Origin of the sequence: Rheinheimera pacifica (assembly GCF_024809855.1) — a bacterium.
In the GTDB taxonomy this organism is placed as follows: Bacteria; Pseudomonadota; Gammaproteobacteria; order Enterobacterales; family Alteromonadaceae; genus Alishewanella; species Alishewanella pacifica_A.
In genome coordinates this window covers 114249-139235 of the sequence record NZ_JANUEM010000002.1, presented here as the reverse complement: position 1 = coordinate 139235, position 24987 = coordinate 114249, and the positions used below count along the sequence as shown (strand labels likewise).

General features: G+C 48.6%; 25 protein-coding genes. 7 read left to right on the top strand and 18 right to left on the bottom strand.

Going from position 1 to position 24987, the window contains the following annotated elements:
* Positions 1-164: 164 nt before the first annotated feature.
* The 10 genes from M2404_RS03525 to ahpC form a co-directional block, all read right to left on the bottom strand.
* On the bottom strand, positions 165-785 hold the full coding sequence (locus M2404_RS03525; protein WP_259238346.1) for an START domain-containing protein: 621 nt from the start codon (positions 783-785) through the stop codon (positions 165-167).
* A gap of 4 nt (positions 786-789) precedes the next feature.
* On the bottom strand, positions 790-1485 hold the full coding sequence (gene rsuA / locus M2404_RS03520; RefSeq protein WP_259238345.1) for a 16S rRNA pseudouridine(516) synthase RsuA: 696 nt from the start codon (positions 1483-1485) through the stop codon (positions 790-792).
* Positions 1486-1673: 188 nt separating this feature from the next.
* A complete protein-coding gene (gene cysQ / locus M2404_RS03515; RefSeq protein ID WP_259238344.1) occupies positions 1674-2435 on the bottom strand; it encodes a 3'(2'),5'-bisphosphate nucleotidase CysQ in 762 nt (253 codons plus the stop codon).
* On the bottom strand, positions 2432-3031 hold the full coding sequence (gene cysC / locus M2404_RS03510) for an adenylyl-sulfate kinase (RefSeq protein WP_259238343.1): 600 nt from the start codon (positions 3029-3031) through the stop codon (positions 2432-2434). Before cysC ends, cysQ begins: the two co-directional genes overlap by 4 nt.
* A 13-nt stretch (positions 3032-3044) precedes the next feature.
* Positions 3045-4766, bottom strand: coding sequence for an SLC13 family permease (locus M2404_RS03505; RefSeq protein ID WP_259238342.1), 1722 nt, complete (start codon positions 4764-4766; stop codon positions 3045-3047).
* Positions 4766-6220 carry a sulfate adenylyltransferase subunit CysN gene (cysN, locus tag M2404_RS03500; protein ID WP_259238341.1) on the bottom strand — a complete coding sequence of 485 codons (1455 nt, stop codon included), beginning with the start codon at positions 6218-6220 and terminating at the stop codon, positions 4766-4768. The genes M2404_RS03505 and cysN overlap by 1 nt, the downstream gene beginning before the upstream one ends.
* Complete coding sequence (cysD, locus tag M2404_RS03495) at positions 6220-7131, bottom strand: sulfate adenylyltransferase subunit CysD (protein ID WP_259238340.1); 912 nt, start codon at positions 7129-7131, stop codon at positions 6220-6222. The genes cysN and cysD overlap by 1 nt, the downstream gene beginning before the upstream one ends.
* Positions 7132-7142: 11 nt before the next feature.
* Positions 7143-8564, bottom strand: a complete 1422-nt coding sequence (gene cysG / locus M2404_RS03490; RefSeq protein ID WP_259238339.1) for a siroheme synthase CysG — start codon at positions 8562-8564, stop codon at positions 7143-7145.
* A gap of 216 nt (positions 8565-8780) precedes the next feature.
* Entirely contained in the window at positions 8781-10325 is a 1545-nt protein-coding gene (ahpF, locus tag M2404_RS03485; RefSeq protein ID WP_259238338.1) for an alkyl hydroperoxide reductase subunit F, read from the bottom strand.
* 227 nt (positions 10326-10552) lie between these two features.
* The gene (gene ahpC / locus M2404_RS03480; protein ID WP_259238337.1) at positions 10553-11119 is read right to left on the bottom strand and encodes an alkyl hydroperoxide reductase subunit C; all 567 of its coding nucleotides are present in this window, start codon (positions 11117-11119) and stop codon (positions 10553-10555) included.
* 201 nt (positions 11120-11320) lie between these two features.
* On the opposite strand from ahpC, the gene M2404_RS03475 reads away from it, so the two are divergent.
* Positions 11321-11704: an META domain-containing protein gene (locus M2404_RS03475; RefSeq protein ID WP_259238336.1), complete on the top strand. Its 384-nt coding sequence runs from the start codon at positions 11321-11323 to the stop codon at positions 11702-11704.
* Here the strand turns inward: M2404_RS03475 and M2404_RS03470 are convergent.
* The 4 genes from M2404_RS03470 to M2404_RS03455 form a co-directional block, all read right to left on the bottom strand.
* On the bottom strand, positions 11686-12444 hold the full coding sequence (locus tag M2404_RS03470; RefSeq protein WP_259238335.1) for a substrate-binding periplasmic protein: 759 nt from the start codon (positions 12442-12444) through the stop codon (positions 11686-11688). The two genes, M2404_RS03475 and M2404_RS03470, sit on opposite strands and share 19 nt — an antisense overlap.
* A gap of 86 nt (positions 12445-12530) precedes the next feature.
* A complete protein-coding gene (locus M2404_RS03465; RefSeq protein WP_259238334.1) occupies positions 12531-13292 on the bottom strand; it encodes a phosphoadenylyl-sulfate reductase in 762 nt (253 codons plus the stop codon).
* Positions 13276-14997, bottom strand: a complete 1722-nt coding sequence (gene cysI / locus M2404_RS03460; RefSeq protein WP_259238333.1) for an assimilatory sulfite reductase (NADPH) hemoprotein subunit — start codon at positions 14995-14997, stop codon at positions 13276-13278. Before cysI ends, M2404_RS03465 begins: the two co-directional genes overlap by 17 nt.
* Positions 14997-16826 carry an assimilatory sulfite reductase (NADPH) flavoprotein subunit gene (locus tag M2404_RS03455; RefSeq protein ID WP_259238332.1) on the bottom strand — a complete coding sequence of 610 codons (1830 nt, stop codon included), beginning with the start codon at positions 16824-16826 and terminating at the stop codon, positions 14997-14999. Before M2404_RS03455 ends, cysI begins: the two co-directional genes overlap by 1 nt.
* A 302-nt stretch (positions 16827-17128) precedes the next feature.
* Here M2404_RS03455 and M2404_RS03450 point away from each other — a divergent pair, with 302 nt between their 5' ends.
* The 6 genes from M2404_RS03450 (at position 17129) to M2404_RS03425 (ending at position 21955) form a co-directional block, all read left to right on the top strand.
* A complete protein-coding gene (locus M2404_RS03450; RefSeq protein ID WP_259238331.1) occupies positions 17129-17944 on the top strand; it encodes a YggN family protein in 816 nt (271 codons plus the stop codon).
* 167 nt (positions 17945-18111) lie between these two features.
* The gene (locus M2404_RS03445) at positions 18112-18459 is read left to right on the top strand and encodes a RidA family protein (protein ID WP_259238330.1); all 348 of its coding nucleotides are present in this window, start codon (positions 18112-18114) and stop codon (positions 18457-18459) included.
* Between the two features lie 196 nt (positions 18460-18655).
* A complete protein-coding gene (locus tag M2404_RS03440; protein ID WP_259238329.1) occupies positions 18656-19483 on the top strand; it encodes an ABC transporter permease in 828 nt (275 codons plus the stop codon).
* A complete protein-coding gene (locus M2404_RS03435) occupies positions 19480-20391 on the top strand; it encodes an ABC transporter ATP-binding protein (protein ID WP_259238328.1) in 912 nt (303 codons plus the stop codon). The genes M2404_RS03440 and M2404_RS03435 overlap by 4 nt, the downstream gene beginning before the upstream one ends.
* Positions 20392-20535: 144 nt before the next feature.
* Entirely contained in the window at positions 20536-20982 is a 447-nt protein-coding gene (locus M2404_RS03430) for an NfeD family protein (RefSeq protein ID WP_259238327.1), read from the top strand.
* A gap of 37 nt (positions 20983-21019) precedes the next feature.
* Positions 21020-21955, top strand: a complete 936-nt coding sequence (locus M2404_RS03425) for an SPFH domain-containing protein (protein WP_259238326.1) — start codon at positions 21020-21022, stop codon at positions 21953-21955.
* Positions 21956-22034: 79 nt separating this feature from the next.
* On the opposite strand, the gene M2404_RS03420 is transcribed toward M2404_RS03425, so the two are convergent.
* The 4 genes from M2404_RS03420 to M2404_RS03405 all read right to left on the bottom strand — a co-directional run bounded on the left by M2404_RS03420 (position 22035) and on the right by M2404_RS03405 (position 24875).
* Positions 22035-22502 carry a hypothetical protein gene (locus M2404_RS03420; RefSeq protein ID WP_259238325.1) on the bottom strand — a complete coding sequence of 156 codons (468 nt, stop codon included), beginning with the start codon at positions 22500-22502 and terminating at the stop codon, positions 22035-22037.
* Positions 22499-23353, bottom strand: a complete 855-nt coding sequence (locus tag M2404_RS03415; RefSeq protein ID WP_259238324.1) for a GAF domain-containing protein — start codon at positions 23351-23353, stop codon at positions 22499-22501. Before M2404_RS03415 ends, M2404_RS03420 begins: the two co-directional genes overlap by 4 nt.
* Before the next feature lie 161 nt (positions 23354-23514).
* A complete protein-coding gene (locus M2404_RS03410) occupies positions 23515-24423 on the bottom strand; it encodes an arginase family protein (RefSeq protein WP_259238323.1) in 909 nt (302 codons plus the stop codon).
* Positions 24420-24875, bottom strand: a complete 456-nt coding sequence (locus M2404_RS03405) for a hypothetical protein (RefSeq protein ID WP_259238322.1) — start codon at positions 24873-24875, stop codon at positions 24420-24422. The genes M2404_RS03410 and M2404_RS03405 overlap by 4 nt, the downstream gene beginning before the upstream one ends.
* Between the last annotated feature and the right edge of the window lie 112 nt (positions 24876-24987).

Sequence of the window (24987 nt, the reverse complement as noted above, 5' to 3'; positions counted from 1 at the left end):
TTGAAGAAGTTAAAAGAAAAGCTTTATTGAAGCAATCCCTGCTTTACAACTTGGCACCCAGTGCTGCGTAAGCACCAGCAAAATGTACTTGAATAAAAATTACAGCGCAAGATGTGATATTAGTAAAGGTATTGTTCAATATGAAATTGTGCCCCGGCACTATCCTACATTTTAGGATCAGGGCGTTGGTATGCGGGCAGCACTTGCTGCAACTGTTGAAATGTTTCCAGAACAGATTTTAACGCCACTTTATCACCGATAAAGTGCGGTAACTTACCGGCGGGGTCGGCCTGGCCCTGATACTGGATCAGCAATACATCATCAGCCTGCGGCGTTAAAGTCCACAACCCTTGCACGCGTTGCATCCGCATATAGCCTTTAACCAGTGGATAAAGCTGCCCTACATCACTCACCTGTATGGTCAGCACGCCACTGACAGCATCTTGTTGCCAAACTGATTGTGTTACCATATCGCGTTTCGATACAGGCCAGGTGGCGCTGAAATAAGTATGCACTATATGAGTGTTGGTATCTGGCTGGCCCAGCAGTTCGGCTTTTTCGGTGTTTGCCGCCCATGTTTTGATATTGGCGGTGTCTTCCAACAAATGCAGGAAGGCTGCGGCCGTTGAATTAGCCCTGGTTTGCGCTCTGACTTCCAATAGTTTCCCGGCATCGTGGCGGTATTCTACGCGGGTTTCGCCTGCCGCCTTATAAAAACGCCATTCAGCGTCATCCGCGACTACAGCGCTACTGCAACATAACAAGAAAAACAGCGCGCAGCGCATAGCTTTAGCCCTTTAACAGCGACAGCTCAACCGCTGTCAGTTGCCGGTACTCCCCTTCCGCCAAATCATCCGGCAATTGCAAGCCGCCGATTTTTTCCCGGTGCAGCCGCTCAACCTTATTGCCAATAGCAGCAAACATACGCTTTACCTGATGGTAGCGGCCTTCATGAATGGTAAGCAGGGCTTCGTTTTCGCTGATAATTTCCAGTTCGGCGGGTAAAGTGGCGTTTTTCTCGTTACGCAGCATTACACCTTCGGCAAATTGCGCAATGGCTGCTGTAGGAATTGGGTCAGCTGTCCAGACGCGGTAGGTTTTGGCTACGTGATGTTTCGGGCTGCTGATACGGTGCGACCACTGGCCGTCATCGGTGATTAATACTAAACCGGTAGTATCTAAATCGAGCCGACCGACAGTGTGCAGCCGCTCTATTAACGGCTCGTCCATTAAGGTGAATACTGTCGGGTGATCCGGGTCGTCGGTAGAGCAAATATAGCCATCCGGTTTATGCAGCATAAAATAGCGCAGGCCAATCAGTTGTAGCTGTTCGCCATCAAGGCACACTACGTCGTCACTGTTAACCTGCAAAGCGGCTTGTTTTACCAGTTCGCCGTTTATTGTTACTAATTTTTGCCGGATCACTTTACCGGCCTGGCTGCGGGTTAAACCGGTGCAGTCACATATATATTTATCTAAACGCATAATTCACCTATAAATCCCCGTCCTACTTAAAGCTGCAGCGTTGTTGGCTGCGCTCGCTCACCCCAATCACATAGCAGTCTATGCTCATGGGGATTCACTCGCTTGCCGCCTAGCTACAACTTCAATTAGTTTGGGTATTTAGCTAGTGTAACCAAATTTGGCCTGTTCGTCGCTAACTCAGTGCCGTTTTACGGCGTTAGCGCAGACACAATAAAGTTAGGGTTGCGCAGGTTTTCGCGTTGATACACCTTAGCGGCAATACCATCAAAGCTTACTGTAGCACCGGCTTCCTGCGCGATAATATGGCCTGCGCCGGTGTCCCACTGCATAGTCGGACCAAAGCGCGGATACACATCGGCACTGCCTTCGGCCACTAAACAGAACTTTAATGAGCTGCCCACCGGCACCATTTCGTGCTGCGCAAATTGCGCCAGATAACCTGCCAGATCAGGGCTGGGGTGGCTGCGACTGCCTACCACCCGCACGGTATTGCCAGATTTGGCAACCTGAATAGCACGCGTCTCACCAGCAGCTTTAACAAAAGCGCCTTCGCTTTTAGCAGCATAGTAGGTTTTTGCCAGCACGGGGGCGTGAATTACGCCCATTACAGGTTCACCATTATTAATAAGCGCGATATTAACGGTAAATTCGCCGTTGCGTTTAATAAACTCTTTGGTGCCATCCAGCGGGTCAACCAGCCAGTAACGCTGCCAGTTTTGGCGGATGCTCCAGCTGATATCAGCGGCTTCTTCAGATAAAATCGGCAACTCTGGTGTCAGTGCCGTTAACGCCTTAACAATGAGTTGATGCGCAGCTAAATCGGCGGCTGTTAACGGTGAGGCATCGGCTTTGCCGGTGATATTAAAAGCGGCGTTGTCTTGTTGATATACCGTCAGGATCGCCTGACCAGCTTGTTCTGCTATGTCGATAATGGCTGGCAAATAATTCATCGGATAATTTCCCTTTGCTTTAACAACGCCAACAACTGCTGCACGCTATCTTCCAGCGATGTTACCGAAGTGTCCAGCACCAGATCGGCAGCTTGCGGCGCTTCGTATGGGTCAGAAATACCGGTAAAGTGGCTAATTTCACCAGCGCGGGCTTTTTTGTACAGCCCTTTTACATCGCGCTGCTCGCATACTTCCAGCGGGGTAGCGATATGCACTTCAATAAACTTACCCGGCGGAACAAGGCTTTTTACCAGTTCACGCTGATTGCGGTACGGCGAAATAAAGGCGCTTAACACCAACAAACCGGCATCAACCATTAAACCTGCTACTGCGCCAACACGGCGCAGGTTTTCGGTTCTGTCCTCAGCGCTAAAGCCTAAATCAGCGCATAAACCGTGGCGCACATTGTCACCATCAAGCAAATAAGTATGTTTGCCCTGTGCGGCCAGCGCCTGCTCCAGTGCATTAGCCACAGTCGATTTGCCCGAGCCGGAAAAACCGGTAAACCAGATCACTGCACTTTGGTGGCCAAATAAGTGCTCGCGCTGCGCAGCGTTAACATCGTGCTGTTGCCATTTAATATCGTTATGTGTCATTGCTTTTCATCACTTAAAACGGATAAATCAGCGGTAAAAATATCAACACTACCGCACCGTATACCAACGCCATCGGTACGCCGAGGCGAATATAATCCCGTAACTGGTAATTACCGGCCGAATACACCATCAGGTTGGTTTGATAACCAAACGGCGAAATAAAACTGGCTGAAGCGCCAAAGGCTACTGCCATAAAAAATGGCACCGGGTCTACGCCCAGGTTTTGCGCTATCGCATAGGCAATAGGGAACGTAAGTGCTGCGGCAGCATTATTGGTTACCAGCTCGGTAAATAACCAGGTGGCAATAAATACGGCGATTAATGCACCATAAGCACCACTACCATCTACCAGCGTAATTAAGCCAGCTGCCACCTGCCCGGCTACGCCGGTTTGGATCATCAGCTGCGCCAAACCGATAGCCGACCCCACAATTAACCAAAGCTCCAGCGGAAAACGGTTTTTAATTTCATTTACCGTTACCGCGCCACCGGCAACGTAGGCAAGCAGCAGTACCGGCAAGCTTTTAATCAGCGGCACTATGTCAAAAACAGACAACGCCAGTGCGGCAACAAAACCGAGCAATACCCAATGACTGCGCTTTTTTGATAAAGGTGTAGAAATAGCTAAACCATTAACGTAAATAAACTCCTGACTAAGCTGATGCTGGCCGGGAAAATGTTTGCCGACGGATAAAATTAATACGTCACCGGCATGCAGCACCAGATCGCCTAAACCGCCCTGCAGGCGTTCATGGCCGCGGCGCACTGCTATAACCACAGCATCATATTCATGGCGAAAGCGGATTTGTTTTAAACTTTTACCCACTAAACGCGAGCTATAACTCAGCACAGCTTCAAGTAACTCACCCTGCTGCTGATCCTGGCGCAGTAATTCTAAACCGGGAAATTGCTGTAAGCGCGATACCGCTTCCAGATCGCCGACAAACCGCAACTCGTCACCGGCTTCAATTACCGTTTCCGGCGTTACCGGGCAAATACGCTGCGGGCCGCGCTGAATTTCTGCCAAAAACAGTGCCTGCAGCTCACGCAGCTGGTTTTGCTCTACACTTTTGCCAATTAGCTGGCTGTCGCTACGCACATGGGCGGTAAGGTAATATGGCGTGGCCTGGCTGGCATTTTTGCTGTTGTCGGGCAGCCAGTGGCTGCCGATCACCAGCACAACAGTACCGGCGGCTAACACCAAAACACCGAGCAGGGTAAAGTCAAAAAAGCCCAGCGCCGGTTCACCGCTTTGCTCGACAAAACCATTAACAATAAGGTTGGTTGAGGTGCCAATCAGTGTGAGCATACCACCGAGAATAGCGCTGTACGACAGCGGTAACAGCAATTTTGATGCGGCAAAATGATTATGATGCCGAAGCGATGACATCAGCGTAGATACCACCGCAGTGTTGTTAATAAAAGCCGACATCAAAGCGCTGGATAAGCTTAAACGGGCAATAACACTGCTTAAACGTTTGCCGGAGAACCCCCGGCTTAACCAGCTAACCAGCTGCGACTTTTCAATACCAATTGACACTAATAACAGCAATAGCAGCGTAATCAGCGATGGATTGGCGAAATTTTGCAAGGCGCTTTCCAGCGGTAACCAGCCAAGCAAATAACTCAGCAGCAGAGCACCACCAAACCACTGTGCCGGCGAGCGCTTGCTGAGCACCAGCCCCGCTACCAACGCCAGTAGCAGGGCGATGACACCGTACTGCTGATACGGCATTATGGTTTTTCCTTATCCAATCCAGCCTTAAACAACTCACGCACATCCTGCGCGCCCCAGTGTGGAAAATGCTTGCGGATCAGTGCATTCAGCTCAAGCTCAAAAGCGCTGATATTACTGGCGGCAACTTTTTCTTCTGCCAGCACATTCTGAATTAATCCGGCCGCTACTGTGGCATTGGTTAAACGGTCAATCAGAATAAAGTTACCGGTACCGGGTTGGGTTCTGAAGGTATCCAGCGGCAGCGTTTCAGTTAACTCCAGCTCTACCAGTGCAATATCATTTATTGCTACTTGCTCTGCCGCTTCCTGCGCCAGCGTATTAATATTTACCTTATGGTTTAGCCGGTTAATGCTAACACTGCTTTTACGCGTCGCCAGTTTTAAATCGTACAGGCGGCCGGTTTGCAGCGGCTGTTCATTAAACCACACTACATAGGCCAAAGCCCGGTTACTCAGGTTAACTGTATCGTCTGACGGCACCAGCCAATCGCCACGGCTGATATCAATTTCGTCGCTCAGAGTCAGCGTAATAGCCTCGCCAGCGCGGGCGGAAGGTTGTTCACCGGCAAAGCTGACAATTTGCTTAATGGTGCTTTTTTTGCCCGAAGGATACGCCGTAACAGCCTGACCAACAGCTAAACGGCCGCTGACCAAAGTACCGGCAAAACCACGAAAATCCAGATCCGGCCGGTTAACATACTGCACCGGAAACCGGGTGGCGGCTCCACCATGCTGTGGTATTGGCAGGGTTTCCAGCAGTGGCAGTAAGGCTGTACCGGTGTACCACGGCATATTGGCAGACAGCGCTAAAATGTTCTCGCCCTTTAGCGCACTAATAGGCACCACATCTACCGTTGGCACCTGCAATTGCGCCATCAGTGCCTGTACGTCCTGCACTATAGTGTTATAAATATGCTCGCTGTAGCCAACGATATCCATTTTATTAACGGCAACAATTAAATGCTTAATACCCAGCAAAGCGCAGATAAAACTGTGGCGCCGGGTTTGAGTTTGCACGCCGTAACGGGCATCGATCAGCAAAATGGCGACGTCCGAGGTAGATGCGCCGGTAGCCATATTACGGGTGTATTGCTCATGGCCGGGCGTATCGGCCAGAATAAACTTGCGCTCGGTAGTAGAGAAATAACGGTAGGCCACGTCGATAGTAATGCCCTGCTCACGCTCAGCCTGCAAGCCATCTACCAGCATTGCCAGTTCAAGCTCGCCGTCACTGTTGCGGCCTTTATGGTCGCGCTTTAACGCATCCAACTGATCATCATACAGTTGCTGGCTATCGTGCAGCAGGCGGCCAATTAAGGTGCTTTTGCCATCATCCACACTGCCACAGGTGAGTACCCGCAGTAAGCCTTTGTCCTGATGCTGCTGTAAATAACCACGAATGCCCAGGCTGTTTAATTGCTCGTTTAACGAGGTAACCGAAGATGCTGACATTAGAAATACCCCTCGCGCTTTTTCAATTCCATACCCGACTGATCCTGATCAATCACCCGGCCCTGGCGCTCTGATGTGCGGGCACGCAGCATTTCTTCCACTATGCCTTCAAGCGTATCGGCGGTAGATTCAATAGCGCCGGTTAACGGATAACAGCCCAGGGTTCTGAAGCGTACTGACTTTAGCTGCGGTGTTTCACCCGGCTCCAGTGGCATACGGTCATCATCTACCATGATCAACGTGCCGCTGCGTTCAACAACCGGCCGCGGCTTGGCTAAATACAGCGGTACTATGTCGATTTTTTCCTGCAGGATATACAGCCAGATATCCAGCTCTGTCCAGTTTGACAGCGGAAACACGCGGATACTTTCGCCTTCGTTAATAGCACCGTTGTAAAGATTCCACAGTTCCGGCCGCTGGTTTTTCGGATCCCAGCGGTGGTGTTTATCACGAAACGAATACACCCGCTCTTTAGCACGGGATTTTTCCTCATCGCGCCGCGCACCACCAAAGGCCGCATCAAAGCCGTAGGTATTCAGCGCCTGCTTTAAACCCTGAGTTTTCATAATGTCGGTGTGTTTGGCACTGCCATGAATAAAAGGGTTAATATTCATTGCTAAGCCTTCCGGGTTTTTATGCACCAGCAGCTCAAAGTTGTACTGTTTGGCCAGGCGATCGCGAAACTCGATCATCTCGCGGAATTTCCAGTTGGTATCAACGTGCAACAACGGAAACGGTATTTTGCCCGGCGCAAAGGCTTTGCGGGCTAAATGCAGTAATACTGACGAGTCTTTACCAATTGAATACAGCATGACCGGCTTTTTAAACTCGGCGGCCACCTCGCGGAAAATATGAATGCTTTCCGCTTCCAGCTGCTGTAGATGTGACAAAGTGCCTGCTACTTCAGACATGTTTATGATCCTCATTCCATCTGGGTAATGGTTTGGTTAAACACCGCAGGTTGCGGCCGCTTACCAAACCAATGTAAGTCCTGCTGCAAGCTTACCACTTCGCCAATAACTAGCAAAGCTGGTGAACCGAGCTGGTGGTGCGCGATAAGTTGTGCCAGTTGCTCCAGGCTGCCGGTAACTACCCGCTGATCACTGCGGGTACCGTTTTCAATAATGGCGACCGGTGTATTTGCCGCCCGGCCAGCCAGTAATAGCTGTTGCTGAATATGGCTGGCTTTCATCAGCCCCATATAAATAACCAGTGTCTGGTTAGCTTTACTCATGCTGTGCCAATCCGGCTCGCTGCCATCTGCCCGGCAATGGCCGGTAACAAACTGCACACTTTGCGCATGGTCGCGGTGGGTTAGCGGTATACCGGCGTAGGCCGCACAGCCGGCAGCAGCAGTAACTCCCGGTACTACCTGAAAGGCAATATGGTGTGGTATCAGTGCCTGAATTTCTTCACCGCCACGGCCAAAAATAAAGGGGTCCCCGCCTTTTAAGCGGCAAACTTTTTTACCGGCCAGAGCTAAATCAATCAGCAGTTGGTTAGTATCCTGCTGGGGCACTGAATGATCGCCAGCTTTTTTGCCAACGCAAATACGCTCAGCATCACGGCGCACCAGTTCCATAATGGGTGCCGACACTAAGTAGTCGTATACCACTACATCAGCCTGTTGCATCAGCTGCAGGGCTTTTAGTGTTAACAACTCCGGGTCACCGGGGCCGGCACCGACGATATAAACTTCACCGGCTTGTTGCTGTGGTTCATCCAGTAGTTGCTGTAAGCGTTGTTCGGCGTTTTCCAGTTGGTTTGCCTGCACATCACGCACCACATCAGAATCGAATACCTGCTCCCAAAACTGACGCCGGGCAGCAAAACCGCTTATTTTCGCCTTAACTCTGCTGCGAAAACGCCCCACTAATTCAGCCAGCGGTCCTAAATGTTGTGGCAGCAGGGTTTCCAGTTTTTCCCGCAGCCGCCTTGCCAACACCGGGGCAGTGCCAAAGCTGGAGATAGCAATTAAAATGGGGCTGCGGTCAATAATCGACGGAAAGATAAAGCCGCATTTAGGCTGATCATCCACAGTATTGACCAGCATATTGCGCGCCGAAGCTGCCTGATACACGCTGTCGTTTAGCTGTTCATCATCGGTAGCAGCAATCACCAACAACTTGCCATCTAGTTGCACCGGGTCAAAGCTGCCGGGGATCAGAGTGGCTTTACCTTGTTGTTGCCACTGGACAAATTCATCGGCGAATTGCTTAGCAACAACAGTTAGCCTGGCGCCAGCACTTAGCAGAGTACCAGCTTTGCGCAGCGCTACCGAGCCACCGCCAACAATCAGCACCGGTTTATCGGTTAACTTTACAAATAAGGGTAAGTACTGCACACCAGCTCCTGCTGTCAGGTTGCTACTTGAATTTCAAGCTTGCAGCATAGCCGTCTGTATGGCTTTTATAAAATAGTTAATTACGCTCAGATATAACTAAAAGGAATTAATGCAAAGATTGTAATAAGCAGCGATGAAGCCGGAAGCAAAAAAACGGCAACCGAAGTTGCCGTCAAAGCTACAGAGAGAGTGAAGCTAAACTGTTACGCTATCCGCTTACTGGCGGATCATATAGTCAAAAGCACCCAGGGCAGCATTGGCGCCCGAGCCCATAGCGATAATAATTTGCTTGTACGGCGCTGTAGTGGCATCACCGGCAGCAAACACGCCAGGCAGTGACGTTTGGCCACGCTCATCGACAATGATTTCACCGCGCGGTGATAATTCCACCGCACCACGTAACCATTCAGTATTTGGCACCAAACCTATCTGTACAAAAATACCGGCCAGTTCCACATGATGTTTATCACCGGTTTTACGATCAGTGTAGTTAATACCATTTACACGGCTGCCATCGCCGGTAACTTCGGTCGACTGCGCTTCAGTGATAATAGTGATATTGCCCATCGATTTGGCTTTTTTCACCAGTACCGCATCAGCACGTAATTCAGCAGCAAATTCCAGCACGGTAACATGCTCAACAATACCGGCTAAGTCGATAGCCGCCTCAATTCCCGAGTTACCACCGCCAATTACAGCTACTTTTTTGCCTTTAAACAGTGGGCCATCACAGTGCGGGCAGTACGCCACGCCTTTACCACGGTATTCCTGCTCGCCAGGCACATTCATTTCTCTCCAGCGCGCACCGGGGCTTAAAATTACCGTTTTGCTGTTCAGCACGGCGCCGTTTTGCAACTCAAGCTGTACCTTGCCATCTTTACGCAGTGCTACAGCGCGCTGGTTGTTCATAATATCAACGTTATATTCGCGCACATGGGCTTCTAAACTGTTTACCAGTTTTGGCCCTTCGGTGTACTGCACCGAAATAAAGTTTTCAATGCCTACTGTATCGGCTACCTGACCGCCAAAACGCTCGGCAACAATACCGGTGTTTAAGCCTTTACGGGCAGCATAAATAGAAGCTGCCGCACCGGCCGGGCCACCGCCCACTACCAGCACATCAAAGTCAGCTTTGTTTTTCAGTGCTTCTGCCTGGCGTTTTTCCGCGTTTACATCCAGTTTCTGGATAATTTTTTCCAGTGTAATGGCGCCTTGTGAAAACAACTCGCCATTTAAGTACACTGATGGCACAGCCATAATGTTTTTGTCGGCCACTTCCTGCTGGAACATGGCACCGTCAATCATTACGTTGGTAATGCCGGGGTTAATCGCCGACATAATATTCAGCGCCTGTACCACTTCCGGGCAGGTTTGGCAGCTTAATGACACATAGGTCTCAAAGGCGAAGCTGCCCTGCAACTGGCGGATTTGCTCAATAGTATCGGCTGCCACTTTAATCGGGTGGCCGCCTGAGTGCAGCAGCGCCAGTACTAAAGAGGTAAACTCATGGCCCAGTGGCACACCGGCGAAGGTGATATGGGTGTCGTTAGCCACCGACCGCACCAGCATGGCGGGTTTGCGTGTCAGGGCGTTGTCATCGCGGCGCAATGACACTAAATCAGACAACTCAGCAATGTCGGTTGCCAGTTGATTTACTTCAGCAGCTTTGGTGCTATCGTCTAAAGATACCACCAGTTCAACCTCGGTTTTCAGGTTCTGCAAATAGGTTTTTAATTGTTGCTTCAGGTTAGTATCTAACATAAAAACTCCCGGAAAATTAACTGGGTAAATAATAAGACGATAAAAAATCAGCGTCACAAAGCCTCAGCCTGTAAAACAGACTGTGAATATTCAGTTTTGGGGTAATCCGGGCAGGCGTTGCCTGCCCGGATACCAAACCGGAGTTTGGCAGAGGGAAGCTGAGTTACAGCTTCTTAAGGCAGGCTGTAACCAGATCCCGCTGCATTAACTGCAGCTTGTTGCACTACTTAGATCTTACCAACCAGATCCAGTGATGGAGCCAGAGTAGCTTCACCCGGTGTCCACTTAGCTGGACATACTTCGCCATCGTGGTTAGCAACATACTGTGCAGCCTGTACTTTACGGAACAGTTCTGCAGCTGAACGGCCGATACCTAAGTCGTGAATTTCAGCAACTTTGATTTCGCCTTCAGGGTTAATTACGAAAGTACCACGCAGGGCTAAACCTTCTTCTTCAATCATTACACCGAAGTTACGGGTGATGGCACCTGTTGGGTCGCCAATCATCGGGTAGTTGATTTTCTTGATAGTTTCAGACGCATCGTGCCATGCTTTGTGCGTGAAATGTGTGTCAGTAGATACTGAGTACACTTCAACACCAATTTCCTGGAATTTAGCGTAGAAATCAGCCAGGTCACCTAATTCTGTAGGACATACAAACGTGAAGTCAGCCGGGTAAAATACGACAACCGACCATTTGCCTGCTAAGTCTTGCTCAGTAACTGGTACAAATTTACCCTGATGGAATGCAGTAGCTTTAAACGGCTTGATTTTAGTGTTGATAATAGAAGACATAGTCTTACTCCTTTAGGTTGGTTCACAGGTAATGTTTCAACTGCAGCCAGTGTACCGTGCTGCAATCAGTTGTCAAAACGAATAAAACAAATTAATTTAATCGCTTTTTTTGATGTAAAATATTTTTTGCCGCTTGTTCAGCCTGTGCTTAGCTACGCTATGGCATTGTGGTATCACCACACAACGCATCAGGAGCCTGTTATGTTTACTAAGCATTTTCTCTGTACTGTCGCAGCTTGCTGTCTGCTGCTGTTAGTTACTGCCTGCCAGCAATTAAGCTTGCCACAAGGCCAGTACCAGCAACTAAACAACGATACTCCTCTCAAACCACTGCGCCTTAGCCTGCAGGACAACCGCCTGACAGGTTTTACCGGTTGCAACAATATGATTGGCAATTACAGCATAGATGAGGGCAGTTTGGTGGTTTCTCAACTGGCCGGTACCATGATGGCATGTTCAGAACCCATAATGCAGCGCGAACAAGCGTTTAGCAGCTTTTTGCAAAGCAGACCCAAAGTAACGTTTAACAATAATGTGATGACATTACGTAAAGATGACACGGAATATCAGTTTGAGTTGTTATGAATATAAAGCTGCATCAAACGCTGATACTCGCCGTTGCTATACAGCTCGTCTAATGCGAGCTGTAGTTTTTCAACCGTTTCGTTTGGTACTGCCAGATTCAATGCTAAATAATTTGCCCCCACAACAGATAAATCCAGCACCGGCTCAATACTGTCCAGCGTTTCGTTATATTTTGCCAGCCACACCGGCAAAATCAGCTCCGAGCCAATAAGCAGATCCACTTTGCCCTGCAAAAATAAACCTACAGCATCGGCCTTGGCAGTAAGGCCAAGCAAATTAACGCCGTGCTCAAAGCCCTGGCTTTGTAAATACAGTTCATACACATCGCCCCGCGCAACCGCCACCACGTAGCGTTTTGCCTCTTCCAGCGTAGCAGGGTTAATATCAGGCCGGGTTTTTAACCGGTACATATTGGCATGCGAATGCGCCAGTGGTCCAACCCACTTAAACAGCGGCTCACGCAGTGCGTTGCGCGAGGTAGAATAAACAGCCGCTGCCGGTTCTTTTTGCGCCGCTTCATAAGCACGTAACCAGGGGTAAAGTAAGAAATGACAATTTAAGCCTGCTTTTTCACAGCTCAGCCTTACCAGTTCAGTGTTAAGGCCGGTAACAGTGTCACTGGCCAAATAGCTGTATGGCGGGAAATGCTCAGTGTAAATGGTCAGCCCACTATCCACCGGCGCAGCAGCAGTTAAAAACACTGACATGACAACAACCAAGCCTGACCAGATTTTCTGCATACCCTAACTCTGCTTAAGTACTCCTACTAATATTGACTATGGCAGAGACTGAATAAAAGTAACATCAGTTTTTTTATTGGGTAAGGTTAAATACCATCTCCGTCTACGTGCAGGCCGCACTCTCGGCCAAAGCCGTTAAAGCGGGTGTCTTCTTCGCTCATACCCAGCTCCAGCTTTTGCGTGGAGTGAGTATCACCTACCGAAACATAACCCTGCTCCCACAACGGGTGGTAACTTAAGCCATGTTCTTTTAAGTAATAAAATACGTCTTTATTACTCCAGTCGATAATCGGTTGAATTTTCACTACACCGCGGCTGATCTCAACAATGGCTTTATCGGCGCGGCTGCTGCTTTGGCTGCGGCGCAGGCCGGTAAACCAACTGCCTACATTCAGCTCCTGCAGGGCACGTTGCATTGGCTCTACTTTATTTAGCTGATTGTACTGCTTAATGCCCTCCGCACTTTGCCATAATTTACCAAAGCGTGCTTCCTGCCAGGCCGGGCTTAGCTGTGCCCGGTATACTTTCAGGTTCAGCTTAAGTTGCTCAGTAAGCTGGTCAATAAACTGATAGGTTTCGGCGAATAAATAGCCGGTATCAGTTAATACCACCGGAATATCCGGCTGTTGCTGCGTAACCAGATGCAGCATTACCGCCGCCTGGATACCAAAGCTGGAGCTTAGCATCGGGTTTTGCGGCAGGTTATGCAGCGCCCAGCGCACCCGCTCTACCGCGCTTAGCGGCGTAAGATGATGGTTAATCTCAGCCAGCCAGGCACGTTGCGTAGCATCATCCTGCTGCAGAATAGCGCGGTAATCTGTACGCGATGCTTTAGCTATGGAAGTCATCTTTGGGCACCACTACCGGCGCTATTACACCGGCCCTAATCACGAAATCACCAAAGCCTTCGCTATTGTTACTGCGCTCAGTGGCCCAGCGGCCAATTAAGCCATCCAGCGTGGCCAGAATATCGGCTTCGCCAACGTTATCCAGCAGCAGGCGCGGAATACGGGTACCTTCGCGGTTACCGCCTAAATACAAGTTGTATTTGCCCGGGCCACGGCCTACCAGGCCAACTTCGGCCAGCATCGCACGGCCACAGCCATTCGGGCAGCCGGTAACACGTAGTACTATGTGTTCATCAGCAATACTGTGCTTATCCAATAAACTTTCTACTTTAGTTACCAACTCCGGCAGATAACGCTCGGCTTCGGCCATCGCCAGCGGGCAGGTGGGGAAAGACACACAAGCCATTGAGTTCTTGCGCTGTTCGCTGTGGCCATCGTCAATTAAGCCGTGGCTGCGGGCAATCGCTTCAATTTCGGCTTTCTGCGCGGCAGGTACACCGGCAACAATCAGGTTTTGGTTCGCCGTCATGCGCAAATCCCCCTGATGAATAGCGGCAATTTTCGCTAAACCGGTTTTTAGCGGCTTACCAGGGAAATCCAGCACCCGGCCGTTTTCAATAAACAGGGTTAAGTGGTGTTTGCCGTCGATACCCTCTACCCAGCCAATCCGATCACCACGGCTGGTAAAGCTGTATGGCACTACAGGCGCAAAAGCCACGCCGGTGCGCGCTTCAACTTCAGCACGAAACGCCTCCAGGCCAATGCGATCAATCGTGTATTTGGTTTTGGCATTTTTACGGTTGGAACGGTTGCCGTAATCACGCTGCACCGTTACCACATGCTCAGCTACTTTTAACGTATGTTCCAGCGCGACATACCCCAGGTCATCAGCCATACGCGGGTAAGTAGCATCATCACCAAACGTCATGGCTAAACCGCCGCCTACCAGCACGTTAAAACCCACCAGTTGGCCATGTTCGGCTACGGCAACAAAAGTGAGGTCGTTGGCATGTACGTCGATATCGTTATGCGGCGGAATAACCACTGCGGTTTTAAACTTGCGTGGTAAGTAAGTATCGCCAAGGATTGGCTCTACTTCGGTAGTTTCTACCTTTTCGTCATCCAGCCAGATCTCGGCATAAGCACGGGTTTTCGGCAGTAAATGCTCGCTGATCTTTGCCGCCCACTGGTATGCCTGCTGGTGCAGTTCTGATTCCACCGGGTTAGAGGTACAAAGCACATTGCGGTTAACGTCGCCGGCAGTAGCTATAGAGTCAATGCCAATGCTGTTTAAAAACTGATGCATTGGTTTAATATGTGGCTTTAACACGCCATGAAACTGAAAAGTTTGCCGTGTGGTTAAGCGGATACTGCCATACATAGTGTTATCGGCAGCAAATTTATCAATTGCCAGCCATTGCTGCGGCGTAATAATACCGCCCGGCATACGGGCACGCAGCATTACATTGTGCAGCGGCTCCAGCTTTTGTGCAGTACGTTCAGCGCGGATATCACGGTCGTCCTGCTGATACATGCCGTGAAAGCGGATCAGCATAAAGTTATCGCCGTTAAAACCGCCGGTGATCTCATCTTTCAGATCGGCTGCGATAGTGCCACGTAAATGCTGACTTTCAGCCTTTAAACGCTCGTTATCAGACAGTGCACCCGGAGCCACTAAATCTGGATTAATTGGATACTGACTCATTAATACACATCCTTCTGATAACGTTTTGCGACACGTAATTCGTCTAAATAAGCTTGCGCCTGTTGTGTTGTTTTAGCGCCATATTGTTGCACTATATCCAGTAACGCCTGTTGCACATCTTTCGCCATGCGGTTGGCATCACCGCAAATATACAGGTGGGCGCCGTCTTGTAACCATTGCCACACTTCGCTGCCGTGTTGGCGCAGTTTGTCCTGCACATACACTTTTTGCGCCTGATCGCGGCTAAAGGCTACGTCCAGCTTAGTTAACAGGCCACGCTTGAGGTAATTCTGCAGCTCCAGCTGGTATAAAAAATCCTGGGTAAAGTGCGGGTTACCAAAAAATAACCAGTTTTTGCCAGCGGCGCCGTTGGCATCACGCTGTTGTAAAAAGGCGCGAAACGGCGCTATACCAGTGCCGGGCCCAATCATAATTACCGGCGTGTCGTCGTTAGCGGGTAAGCGGAAGTTATTGTTGTGCTCAATAAACACTTTTACCTTATCGCCCTCTGCCAGGCGCTCAGCTAAAAAGCCGGAGGCACCGCCAAGATGCGGCTGGCCGTAAGCATCGTAGCGCACCACACCGACGGTTAAATGCACTTCGTCTTCTACCTCGGCCTGGGCTGAGGCAATAGAGTATAACCGTGGCTGTTGCTTGCGCAGTGCATCCACTAACTGCTGGGCACTGAGTAAGCCCGGATAGTCGCGCACTATATCGATAATCTGCCGCTCGTTAATGTAAGCGCGCAGTGCAGCTTTGTCGGCGGTCAGCGCGGTTAACGCCGCATTGTTGGTAGCAGCAGCGTATTTCTCGACAAAAGCCGGATACGACTGAGTTAACTCCAGTTGCTCGGTTAATGCCTGTTCTATGGTTAGCCTGGTATCAGAGAGCGCAACCGGCGTATCACGGGCAATAGCCGTTAACAGCAGCAGTTCGCGTACTAACTCGGGATCATTATTGAAATATACACCCAGCGCATCACCCGGCTGATACGTTAAACCACTGCCAGCCAGTGAAATTTCGATATGGCGCACATCTTTTGTTGAATCACGGCCGGTAATTTTCTGGTTGGTGTACAGCTCAGCGGTAAATGGCTGTTGCTTGCTGTACTGGCTGGCGGCACCTGTGGTTGTGTCTGCGCCCGGCGAATCCACGCGGGGCCAGGCTATAACCTGTGCTGACGGGGCAGCAGAAGCTTTAAGCTCCGGCTCCAGCTTAGTAACCAGTTCGCTGCTCCAGCTATCAGCCTGGGCCTGATAATCAACATCCAGATCAATGCGCGGCAGTACAGAGCTGGCACCCAGCTCGGCTAAGCGCTGATCAAAGTCTTGCGCCGTTTTACAGAAAAACTCATAGCTGGTATCGCCCAGGCCCAGCACAGCATATTTCAGCCCGGCTAATTTCGGTGCCTTTTTGCTAAATAAAAAATTATGCAGGCCAATGGCGTTTTCCGGCGGTTCGCCTTCGCCATAGGTAGAAGTAACAATAACCAGATATTGCTCATTCTTCAGTTGAGTGGTTTTGTATTCGGCCATATCAACCACCTTGGCCACCATGCCTTTACCCTGCGCTTGTTTGGCTAAAGCTTCTGCCAGATGCCGCGCATTGCCGGTTTGTGAACCAAATAAAATGGTCAGGCCGGCACTGGCCGCAGCCGGTACCGCTGTCGCCGCGCCAGCTAATTGCCCGGCAAGCTGGGCACTGGCCGCCAGGTAACCGCTAACCCAGGCTTGCTGGATAGGGTTTAACTGGCTTACTAAGCCCTGCAGCTGGCTTACCTGCTGCTCAGACAACGGACTGGCCTGCGCTACTAACGAAGATAAAAGCATAAAACACCCTGCTCACAATAGTTACAGCCATTTTAGCCATCTATATGTATATCAGTAAAAGAATGGATCTCTCTTCTTTATTCCAATAAGTAATTAAAAACGGCTACTTTGTTATACCGCAGCACTGATAAACAGACCAAAAAATAGTGAAAAATGCTAAGCACGGAAAAATATTTCGCAGCGGCATTCAAACTTTTTTATAAATAACATCGACTTAAACATTGGCATCAACTTTGTAAGTATTAACTTTGTAATAGTTCTGGCGTGATTAACAACGGCTAACAGCCTAAAGGATAACCAAAATGAAAAACTTACTTATTGCCGGCAGTTTTATATTAACCAGCATTAGTACTGCCGTGATGGCACACGACGGGCACAGCTGTAACATTAAATTTGATAAAGACCTGGCTATCAGCAGCCAGCTGGTCAGCATGAAAGATGGCAATACCGAACTGTGGCGCATTAATAACAACGGCCAGCTGTGGCTGGATGGCAAAGCTGTTACCACCGACAGCAATACCCAGGCACTGCTGCGCGAGTATCAGGCCGGGGTCCGCACGCAAGCATTGGAAACCGTAGCTCTGGTAGAAGACGCATTGGTGCTGGCGGCTGATGCAGTAGATTCAGTGTTAACCGAGCTTAGCGGTAGTTCGCTTAAGCAGCATCCGGCGCTGCAAACTGCGCTGGACAACATTAAAACCAGCACCGGGAACATCGTTGTAAGCAGTGGCGAGAATATCAACATATACGGCAGCCGTTTAGACAGCCTGGATGACGCCTTTGGTGCCGAGTTTGAGCAAGCCATTGAAGAAGCCGTTACCAACTCGATGGGCAGTATTTTAATGCAGGTGGGTAAAGCCATGACCAGTAGCGAAGGCAATTTTGAGCAACGCATGCAAGCCTTTGGCGAACGCATGGAACACTTTGGTAAAGATTTAGAAGCGCGGATGGATATTAAAGCCCAGGCGCTGGAACAACGTGGCGATGCCATGTGCAGCAACCTGCAAGCCTTAGATGCGCTGGAAAGTCAAATTCAGCAAGCAATACCACAAATGAAGCAATACGATTTAATTGAAACAAACAGCCACAACAGCACAGCGTTTTACCTGTACAACTGATGCCCGTATTTAACTAACAAAAGGATTCGTGTACCTCCCAACCACGACTTTGGCGCGCTGCTCTCATCCTGACAGCGCGTCTTTTTTTACCTGCTACCAATACTACTCTAACTGGTTATAAGCTGTGCTTCAGGTTAACCTGTTGCCAAAGATCAAAGGAGTAACACATGACTATTCAACGTATTTTACCTGCCAGCCGCTATTCTGAAGCGGTAATTGTTAACGGTTTAATTTTTTGTGCCGGTATGGTGCCGTCTACCACCAGCAACAATGCCACCTTACAGACAGAAGATGTGCTGGCACAAATTGATGCCTTGTTAGCCCAGTGCGGCAGCGATAAAAGCAAACTGGTTGACGCCACTATTTACCTGGCCGATATGGCCGATTATGCCGCAATGAACCTGGCATGGGATAACTGGGTTGCGCCGGGGCAAGCACCGGCCCGCGCTACTGTTGAGGCTAAACTGGCGGATCCGGGCTGGAAAATTGAAATTAAAATTATTGCCGCACAATAATACATCCGGGTTATGGCAAACACGGGCGCTGAAATGCCATTTTAGTGGTTAAATTCACTTATTGTTTGGCAAACATGCACCAAAGACAGATGGCGAAAAACATAAAGCAATGATTTTTAACAACTAAATAATTGGCATTATTGCTGCTTAGCATTAGCTGTTAAACCTCTGATAACACCATGCTCAGGAAGCAGCTATGCCAAAACTTATAATGACTTTGCAACACGCCGGGCTGTATGCCGGTTTTGAACTACGCCGCCTGTGGCTAACCCGCCGAGGCCTGATGACATTAGCCGCTACAACGGTGTTGTGGTTTTTTCTACTACGTTATGCCATAGCTCCCGCCAGCGATTTGATTGCCAGTGAAGGCTTTCAGCAAATGTTTCGCGATGTTTTTGGTGCTTTTGGTTTAAGCCAGCTATTTGCCTGGCCCGTGCCAGAGCTGGCAATATACTGGATCCTCAGTTTATTGCTGTTGCCGCTGCTGTGCTTATTTTTTACCGCTAACCAACTATGCAGTGATTTAGAACGGGGCACGCTGCGCTTGCTGGCACTGCGCAGCAGCCGGTTAAGCATAGTACTGGGCCGTTTTAGCGGCCAGATGCTGGTGCAAAGCTGCTTAATATTGCTCTCCCTGGTAGCCACGTTGTCGCTGGCAGCCTGGCGTGAAGGCGGCTTAACCCTGGCTATGCTAAACGCCGCTGCTATTATTGCTGTTAATTTACTACTGGTGTTACTGCCTTTTACGGCACTAATGAGCTGTTTTTCTGCCATGGTGCGTTCATCCCGCCTTGCGGTAAGCCTGGCCATTGTCAGCCTGGGGCTGGCGTTTGTGCTGCTTAGCACTTTTGTTTTCTACTTTCCTGATTTCTTGTTTTTACTCGGTTATATGCCTGGCACCCAGGTCATGCAGTTGCTGCCTATGCAAGGCTGGCAAACTCTGCAACATGCCATGCTGCCGCTGCTGCAAACCTTGGTGCTACTAAGTGGTGCCACAATGCTGTTAACAAGGAAAGCCCTATGAACACCATTATTCAGTGCCAGCAATTGGCAAAGCGCTTTGGCAGCAAAACTGTGCTGCAGCAACTTAGTTTTGAACTACACCAGGGCGATGTCGCTGCGCTTATTGGCCCCAATGGCGCCGGTAAAACCACCTTATTCAGCATTTTATGCGGCTATTTGCGCCCGGACATTGGCAACGCCCGTATTTTCGGCCATAAAGCCGGTAGCAGCGCCCTGTTTGGTAAGGTTGCCGCCCTGCCACAAGATGCCCAGTTTGACCCCGCCTTTAGCATTGGCGAACAACTGGATTTTTACGGCCGCTTACAAGGTTTAAGCAGTAAAACCGCCCGCGAAGAAAGCAAGCGCGTGCTGGCACTGGTAGACCTTACTGAGCAACTACAACATAAAGCCGGCGCACTAAGCCACGGCATGCGAAAAAGGGCAGCTATTGCCCAGGCGTTTATCGGCGCCCCCCAACTGGTGCTGCTGGACGAGCCCACCGCCGGGCTGGACCCGGTAAATGCACTGCATATTCGCCAGTTGATCAGCCGCTTAAGTGGTGAAGTTAGCTTTATGATTAGCTCGCATAATATTTTTGAGCTGGAGCAACTGTGTAATAACGTGCTGTATCTGGAAAATGGCCAGCTAAAACAACACAGCAACAGCGACAATACCGTACAGCAGTTGCAACACCTTACCCTGCACTTAGAGCAGGACAATAGCGACGCCATCAGCGCGGCTCTGCGCCAATTGCCCGGCTTAATTGATCTGCACTGTGCCCAGCGCAGAGAGCTGGTGCTAAGCTATAACCCGCAGCACAACGCCGATTTTGACCTGGCCGTGCTGCAATGCTTAGCGGCCAATGGCTGGCGCTACCGCAACCTCACCAAAGGCCAAACCCTGGAGCAAAAACTGTTTAGCCCGGTTTAGCCATTTACGTTACCCCGGCACTGGCTTGTATAGCGTTGGTGCCGACGGCGTAAAATGCTGTTACAAAGCAATTACGTATTAGATTGACCGCTTTGTATGCCTTACGTTAATGTGCAGCATAACAATTGTTACGGAGCAAAATAAGTGAGTATTGCTACCATCTGGATCATCGTTGGCATAGTGCTGATTTTATCTGAGCTTATGGCCACCAGCATAGTTGCGGTGTTTTTTGGTATTGCCGCCATTATTGTTGGTTTATTGCTGAATTTCGGCCTGATTGAAAGCTACAGCGTGCAGTATTTATTGTTCGGCGTGTTATCGCTGGTATTACTGTTTACTGCCCGTGGTCGCTGTAAACGCTGGTTTGTTGGTTATACTGCCGACAGCACAGAGCAACCGTCCCGGCTGGCTGATGATATTGGCCGCCGCGTTACCGTACACAGCGATTTTCAGCAGGGTGCCGGGCGCGTGGTGTTAAACGGCGTACAGTGGGATGCCGAGTCAGCCGATGCGCTAAAAGCCGGTGATGTAGCCTTTGTTGTGGCCAATCACGGTATCAAACTGGTGGTATCTGCCACCAACCCAACCTAATTTCTGTAAATAACCATCTGTTTAAGGAGTAAATCTGATGGAAACCATTGATATCAACACTATTTTAATGGCTGGTTTCGCCATCGCCGTTGTTATTACCATTATTAAAACCGCGCGCGTAGTGCCGCAAAAAAGCAATTTTGTTGTTGAACGCCTTGGTAAGTATTCACGCACGCTGGATTCAGGCTTTCATATTCTGATCCCTTTTGTCGATAAAGTAGCCTATATCCATAGCTTAAAAGAAGAAGTGATCGATGTGCAGCGCCAAACCTGTGTAACCCGGGATAACATACAGGTAGGTATTGACGGCATTTTATACCTGCAGGTTATTGACCCGCACAAAGCCAGTTACGGTATCAATGACTACCGTTACGCTTCAGCGCAGTTGGCACAAACGACTATGCGTTCGGTTATCGGCCAGACCGATCTGGATAAAACTTTTGAAGAACGCGCCAAAATTAACGAAGAAGTCGTAAAAGCACTGGACGAAGCCGCAGCCCCCTGGGGCGTAAAAGTGCTGCGCTACGAAATTGCCGATATTGAGCTGCCAATCAGCATTAAAGACGCATTAGAGCAACAAATGCGCGCCGAACGTGAGCGCCGTGCCGCTATTGCCAAATCAGAAGGTGAGCGCCAGGCCATGATTAACGTATCTGAAGGCCAAAAGCAGGAAGTCATCAACCTGTCTGAAGGTGACAAAATGCGCCAGATTAACGAAGCCGAAGGCCGCGCAAAAGAAATTGAGCTTATCGCGGTTGCTACCGCCGAAGGTATCCGCCAGATTGCCGAAGCCATTAACCACCCGGGCGGACAAGAAGCAGTAAGCCTGCGCGTAGCAGAACAATATGTAAAAGAGTTCGGTAACCTGGCCAAAGCCAACAACACCATGATAGTACCAGCCGAGCTGGCTAATATCGGCGGCGCAGTAGCCGGTTTAACCGAAATTTTAAAAATCGCCCAGCCGAAGAAGTGATGACAAGTAATACTTCATCAAGATCTATATTCTAAGGAATTAAAAACGCCGGAGATAGAAACTTTCCGGCGTTTTAACTTTACATAGCGTCCGCAAATAACTCTGCTTTATTTGGGAGATTGGCCCACCAATGTGCTGTTTTAGTCATTGCAACTTTATTGTTTTCGTTAGGGTAATTTTCCATTTCAGCTAAAGCATTTCTCATTTTTATTAAAGCACTTGTAGCAGCTTCAGCTTCATCTGTTGGCATAGCTGAAATGCTCTTTTCTAGTGTTGATAAAGAAACAGTAATTTTGTATATCCTTGAAGACGTTTTACCTATTTCAACAGCAAAACCATCCGGAAAATCTTTACGTCTTACTGGTTCAGAATCAGAGAGATAACGCCATTCGATTGTTAGAGACTCTCTGTCAATTAAAAATCGGAACTGCTGAGGTAAATCCCATGGTGATATGGACTGAGTAAATTTGACGCCATCCTGCTCAATTTGGCGAGGTTTGTTAATCGCTTTTTCAGGTACATGCACCCATTTAGTAACTAACATCACATTCTCTCCAATAGCTTTCCAATAACAGCTATGACAACAGTATAGTCTGAAACTGATTCGGCACTCAATGTTTCAGGCGATGTACTGTCTAACACTAAAACACCCCATATCTGACCATTAACTTCTACAGGAGTTGCAGCAATTGATCTTGGAACTGTTTTACCAAGCCCAACCCATTTTTCGATCATCTCTCTTTTACAATTTGTTTGCTGCGCATACTCAGTAATTAATCGCTTTCTATCTTTTACTTTTTCCATCAATGGTGAGCTTAGATCTGGTAAATTCTTTACCGTAACTTGTGACTTCTGTCTAAAAGCTAGACCTGCAACACCTTCATAGTTCTGATCACTACCAACTTGGAAAAAAGTATTCGATTTGCCGTTAATATGGCCTGAACGTAGCACCGGCACCAAGAAATTCGAAAACAGCCTGCAATGCCCCCTGAAGTTTAGCCAACTTTTAGAGGACCAGTGTCGCCTAAACAGACTGCGTTTTTCTAATCTAAACAAAGTCACTCGGTGTAAATCTTTTTCTTTATTGTCTGGAAAACACTTTTCTTGGTATCTATCAAGAATAAACTTTATCTCTTTCCAAACATCAAGGCTGGTTTTCTTGGTTAAAATATGGGCAATAACAGCAAGAACCAGAAATATACAGAAAAGAATGAACATATTATTTTGAATTTCTTGTACAAACTTAGTTATTATCGGCCTAGTGCTAAGAAATTCACTTTCTTCTGTGTCTATAAGCACAAATAAGCCACAAGAACTTGCAATATAGCTACTAGCTCTTTGATAACCTCGAGCAGCCCAATTTAACCAGCCATATACAGCTAAACTTGTCCTGAGCATTAAATTATTACAGCCTACATTGTTATTATTAATAAAATACCAAATTCATTGGGCAAGCTTATTTCAAATATAGAATTTTGTCAGCAGCTTTATATTAAGAAGTTAATGACAGCATGACTAATAGCTATCCCTAAAATCAATAGGATCAATGGCATTGGTTTTTAGCCGCCAGACACAGCCTTCACACCGGCCACTATCGCTACTGCGCTATCTTTGCCATAACCACCACCACCTAAAAACACCATTGGAATATGCAGCGATTTTAAGCGCTGGTACACCAGCTTATGGCTTTGTGCTACGTCGGCCACGCTAAGCGATAAACCACCAAGCGGGTCTGTCGCTAAAACATCTGTACCGGCTACCACAAAAGCGAGTTTATAGCCGCTGCTTAGCTGCTCTAATGCCGCACTGAGTTTATTCAGATATAACTCACCACCGGTGCCGCTTGGCAGTGGTACTGCAATATCAACTCTGCGTCGGCTTACCGGGTCGTTGGGGTAGATATCGGCGTTATACACATCCAGCAAAGTGGCGTTTTTGTTTTCGTTAAAGGTTCGGGCGTTGCCGTTGCCATGGTGGGCGTCGATATCAATAATCAGTATTCTGTCATCTGCAGTTAACTCGCCACTGGCAATAAGCTGCTGATAGCTAATGCCAATATCGTTGTAAATACAAAAACCTTCCATTCGGTGAGGGCTGGCGTGGTGATAACCGCCGGCTAGGTTCCAGGCATCGTCACCGCCAAGTGCTAAACGGCTGCCAGTTAAAGTGCCAGCAACGCCCCAGCGCATAGGTGACAATATTCGGCTATCCAACCATGCAACCGATAGAAAAGGGATTTTCGGAATTTCCAGCGCCCTGCACAACGCGGCTTTATCTTTGATCTGAATTTTAAGCAGCTCATTTAACGAGCTGAGAATGGCATCTTCAGCAATAGGACCTTGCGGTGCAATGATATCTGCGTCATTTAACACCGCGTGCACTTTACTAGATTTGCAGCCGTCAAATGGATGCAGAAATTTAAAAATACCTACGTCGATGTTGTAGTTTTCGTGATAGATAATTTTCATGCTGACTTCAGTTCATTTGCATAGCGCATCACGTTTGCAGGAGTCCAGATGCCGTAACCTAATATGCGACCGACTTTAGCATATTCTGCCGCATTGGGTTTAAATGACGGCTTTTTATTCGCGCCTCTTTTCAAAACATCTACGACTAAATGCGAGCAATTATGGCGGGCTATCTGGTAACGAGGCACGTTGTTCTGCAGGAAGTTTACATAATGCAACATTGACACTTCATCAAGGTTCGCAATATCAATTGTAATCGGCTTGCGGCCACCTTCATTCTCAATATCATGCTCAAGGCTTTCAACATAAGCGCCCGGGTGGCTGGTTTTTATCTTCAAGTCTTTTTTGCCTGCCTCACCATCGGGCCAGAAGCTGACATAAACGTCTCTTATAGTCAGTGCGGCATGGCCAACATGCTTCTCATCCCTTAACCAAATATGTACCTTTACCATAGCTTATCCCTCTGCGTTGAAAGCCATGATAATAGTGCTATATAGTCACAAAATAAACAATTTGTTAATTTTTAATATTCAATTTTTAAATCATATACCAACAAAAATGAGA

Excerpts from the sequence above, each read along its gene's own strand:
- M2404_RS03435 (WP_259238328.1), top strand. The coding sequence starts at position 19,480 with ATGAACACCATTATTCAGTGCCAGCAATTGGCAAAGCGCTTTGGCAGC.
- M2404_RS03445 (WP_259238330.1), top strand. The coding sequence starts at position 18,112 with ATGACTATTCAACGTATTTTACCTGCCAGCCGCTATTCTGAAGCGGTA.
- M2404_RS03405 (WP_259238322.1), bottom strand. The coding sequence starts at position 24,875 with ATGGTAAAGGTACATATTTGGTTAAGGGATGAGAAGCATGTTGGCCAT.
- cysN (WP_259238341.1), bottom strand. The coding sequence starts at position 6,220 with ATGTCAGCATCTTCGGTTACCTCGTTAAACGAGCAATTAAACAGCCTG.
- M2404_RS03425 (WP_259238326.1), top strand. The coding sequence starts at position 21,020 with ATGGAAACCATTGATATCAACACTATTTTAATGGCTGGTTTCGCCATC.
- ahpC (WP_259238337.1), bottom strand. The coding sequence starts at position 11,119 with ATGTCTTCTATTATCAACACTAAAATCAAGCCGTTTAAAGCTACTGCA.
- M2404_RS03505 (WP_259238342.1), bottom strand. The coding sequence starts at position 4,766 with ATGCCGTATCAGCAGTACGGTGTCATCGCCCTGCTACTGGCGTTGGTA.
- M2404_RS03455 (WP_259238332.1), bottom strand. The coding sequence starts at position 16,826 with ATGCTTTTATCTTCGTTAGTAGCGCAGGCCAGTCCGTTGTCTGAGCAG.
- M2404_RS03470 (WP_259238335.1), bottom strand. The coding sequence starts at position 12,444 with ATGCAGAAAATCTGGTCAGGCTTGGTTGTTGTCATGTCAGTGTTTTTA.
- cysQ (WP_259238344.1), bottom strand. The coding sequence starts at position 2,435 with ATGAATTATTTGCCAGCCATTATCGACATAGCAGAACAAGCTGGTCAG.
- M2404_RS03450 (WP_259238331.1), top strand. The coding sequence starts at position 17,129 with ATGAAAAACTTACTTATTGCCGGCAGTTTTATATTAACCAGCATTAGT.
- M2404_RS03475 (WP_259238336.1), top strand. The coding sequence starts at position 11,321 with ATGTTTACTAAGCATTTTCTCTGTACTGTCGCAGCTTGCTGTCTGCTG.
- M2404_RS03440 (WP_259238329.1), top strand. The coding sequence starts at position 18,656 with ATGCCAAAACTTATAATGACTTTGCAACACGCCGGGCTGTATGCCGGT.
- M2404_RS03410 (WP_259238323.1), bottom strand. The coding sequence starts at position 24,423 with ATGAAAATTATCTATCACGAAAACTACAACATCGACGTAGGTATTTTT.
- M2404_RS03465 (WP_259238334.1), bottom strand. The coding sequence starts at position 13,292 with ATGACTTCCATAGCTAAAGCATCGCGTACAGATTACCGCGCTATTCTG.
- M2404_RS03525 (WP_259238346.1), bottom strand. The coding sequence starts at position 785 with ATGCGCTGCGCGCTGTTTTTCTTGTTATGTTGCAGTAGCGCTGTAGTC.
- rsuA (WP_259238345.1), bottom strand. The coding sequence starts at position 1,485 with ATGCGTTTAGATAAATATATATGTGACTGCACCGGTTTAACCCGCAGC.
- M2404_RS03415 (WP_259238324.1), bottom strand. The coding sequence starts at position 23,353 with ATGCTCAGGACAAGTTTAGCTGTATATGGCTGGTTAAATTGGGCTGCT.
- cysI (WP_259238333.1), bottom strand. The coding sequence starts at position 14,997 with ATGAGTCAGTATCCAATTAATCCAGATTTAGTGGCTCCGGGTGCACTG.
- cysD (WP_259238340.1), bottom strand. The coding sequence starts at position 7,131 with ATGTCTGAAGTAGCAGGCACTTTGTCACATCTACAGCAGCTGGAAGCG.
- ahpF (WP_259238338.1), bottom strand. The coding sequence starts at position 10,325 with ATGTTAGATACTAACCTGAAGCAACAATTAAAAACCTATTTGCAGAAC.
- cysC (WP_259238343.1), bottom strand. The coding sequence starts at position 3,031 with ATGACACATAACGATATTAAATGGCAACAGCACGATGTTAACGCTGCG.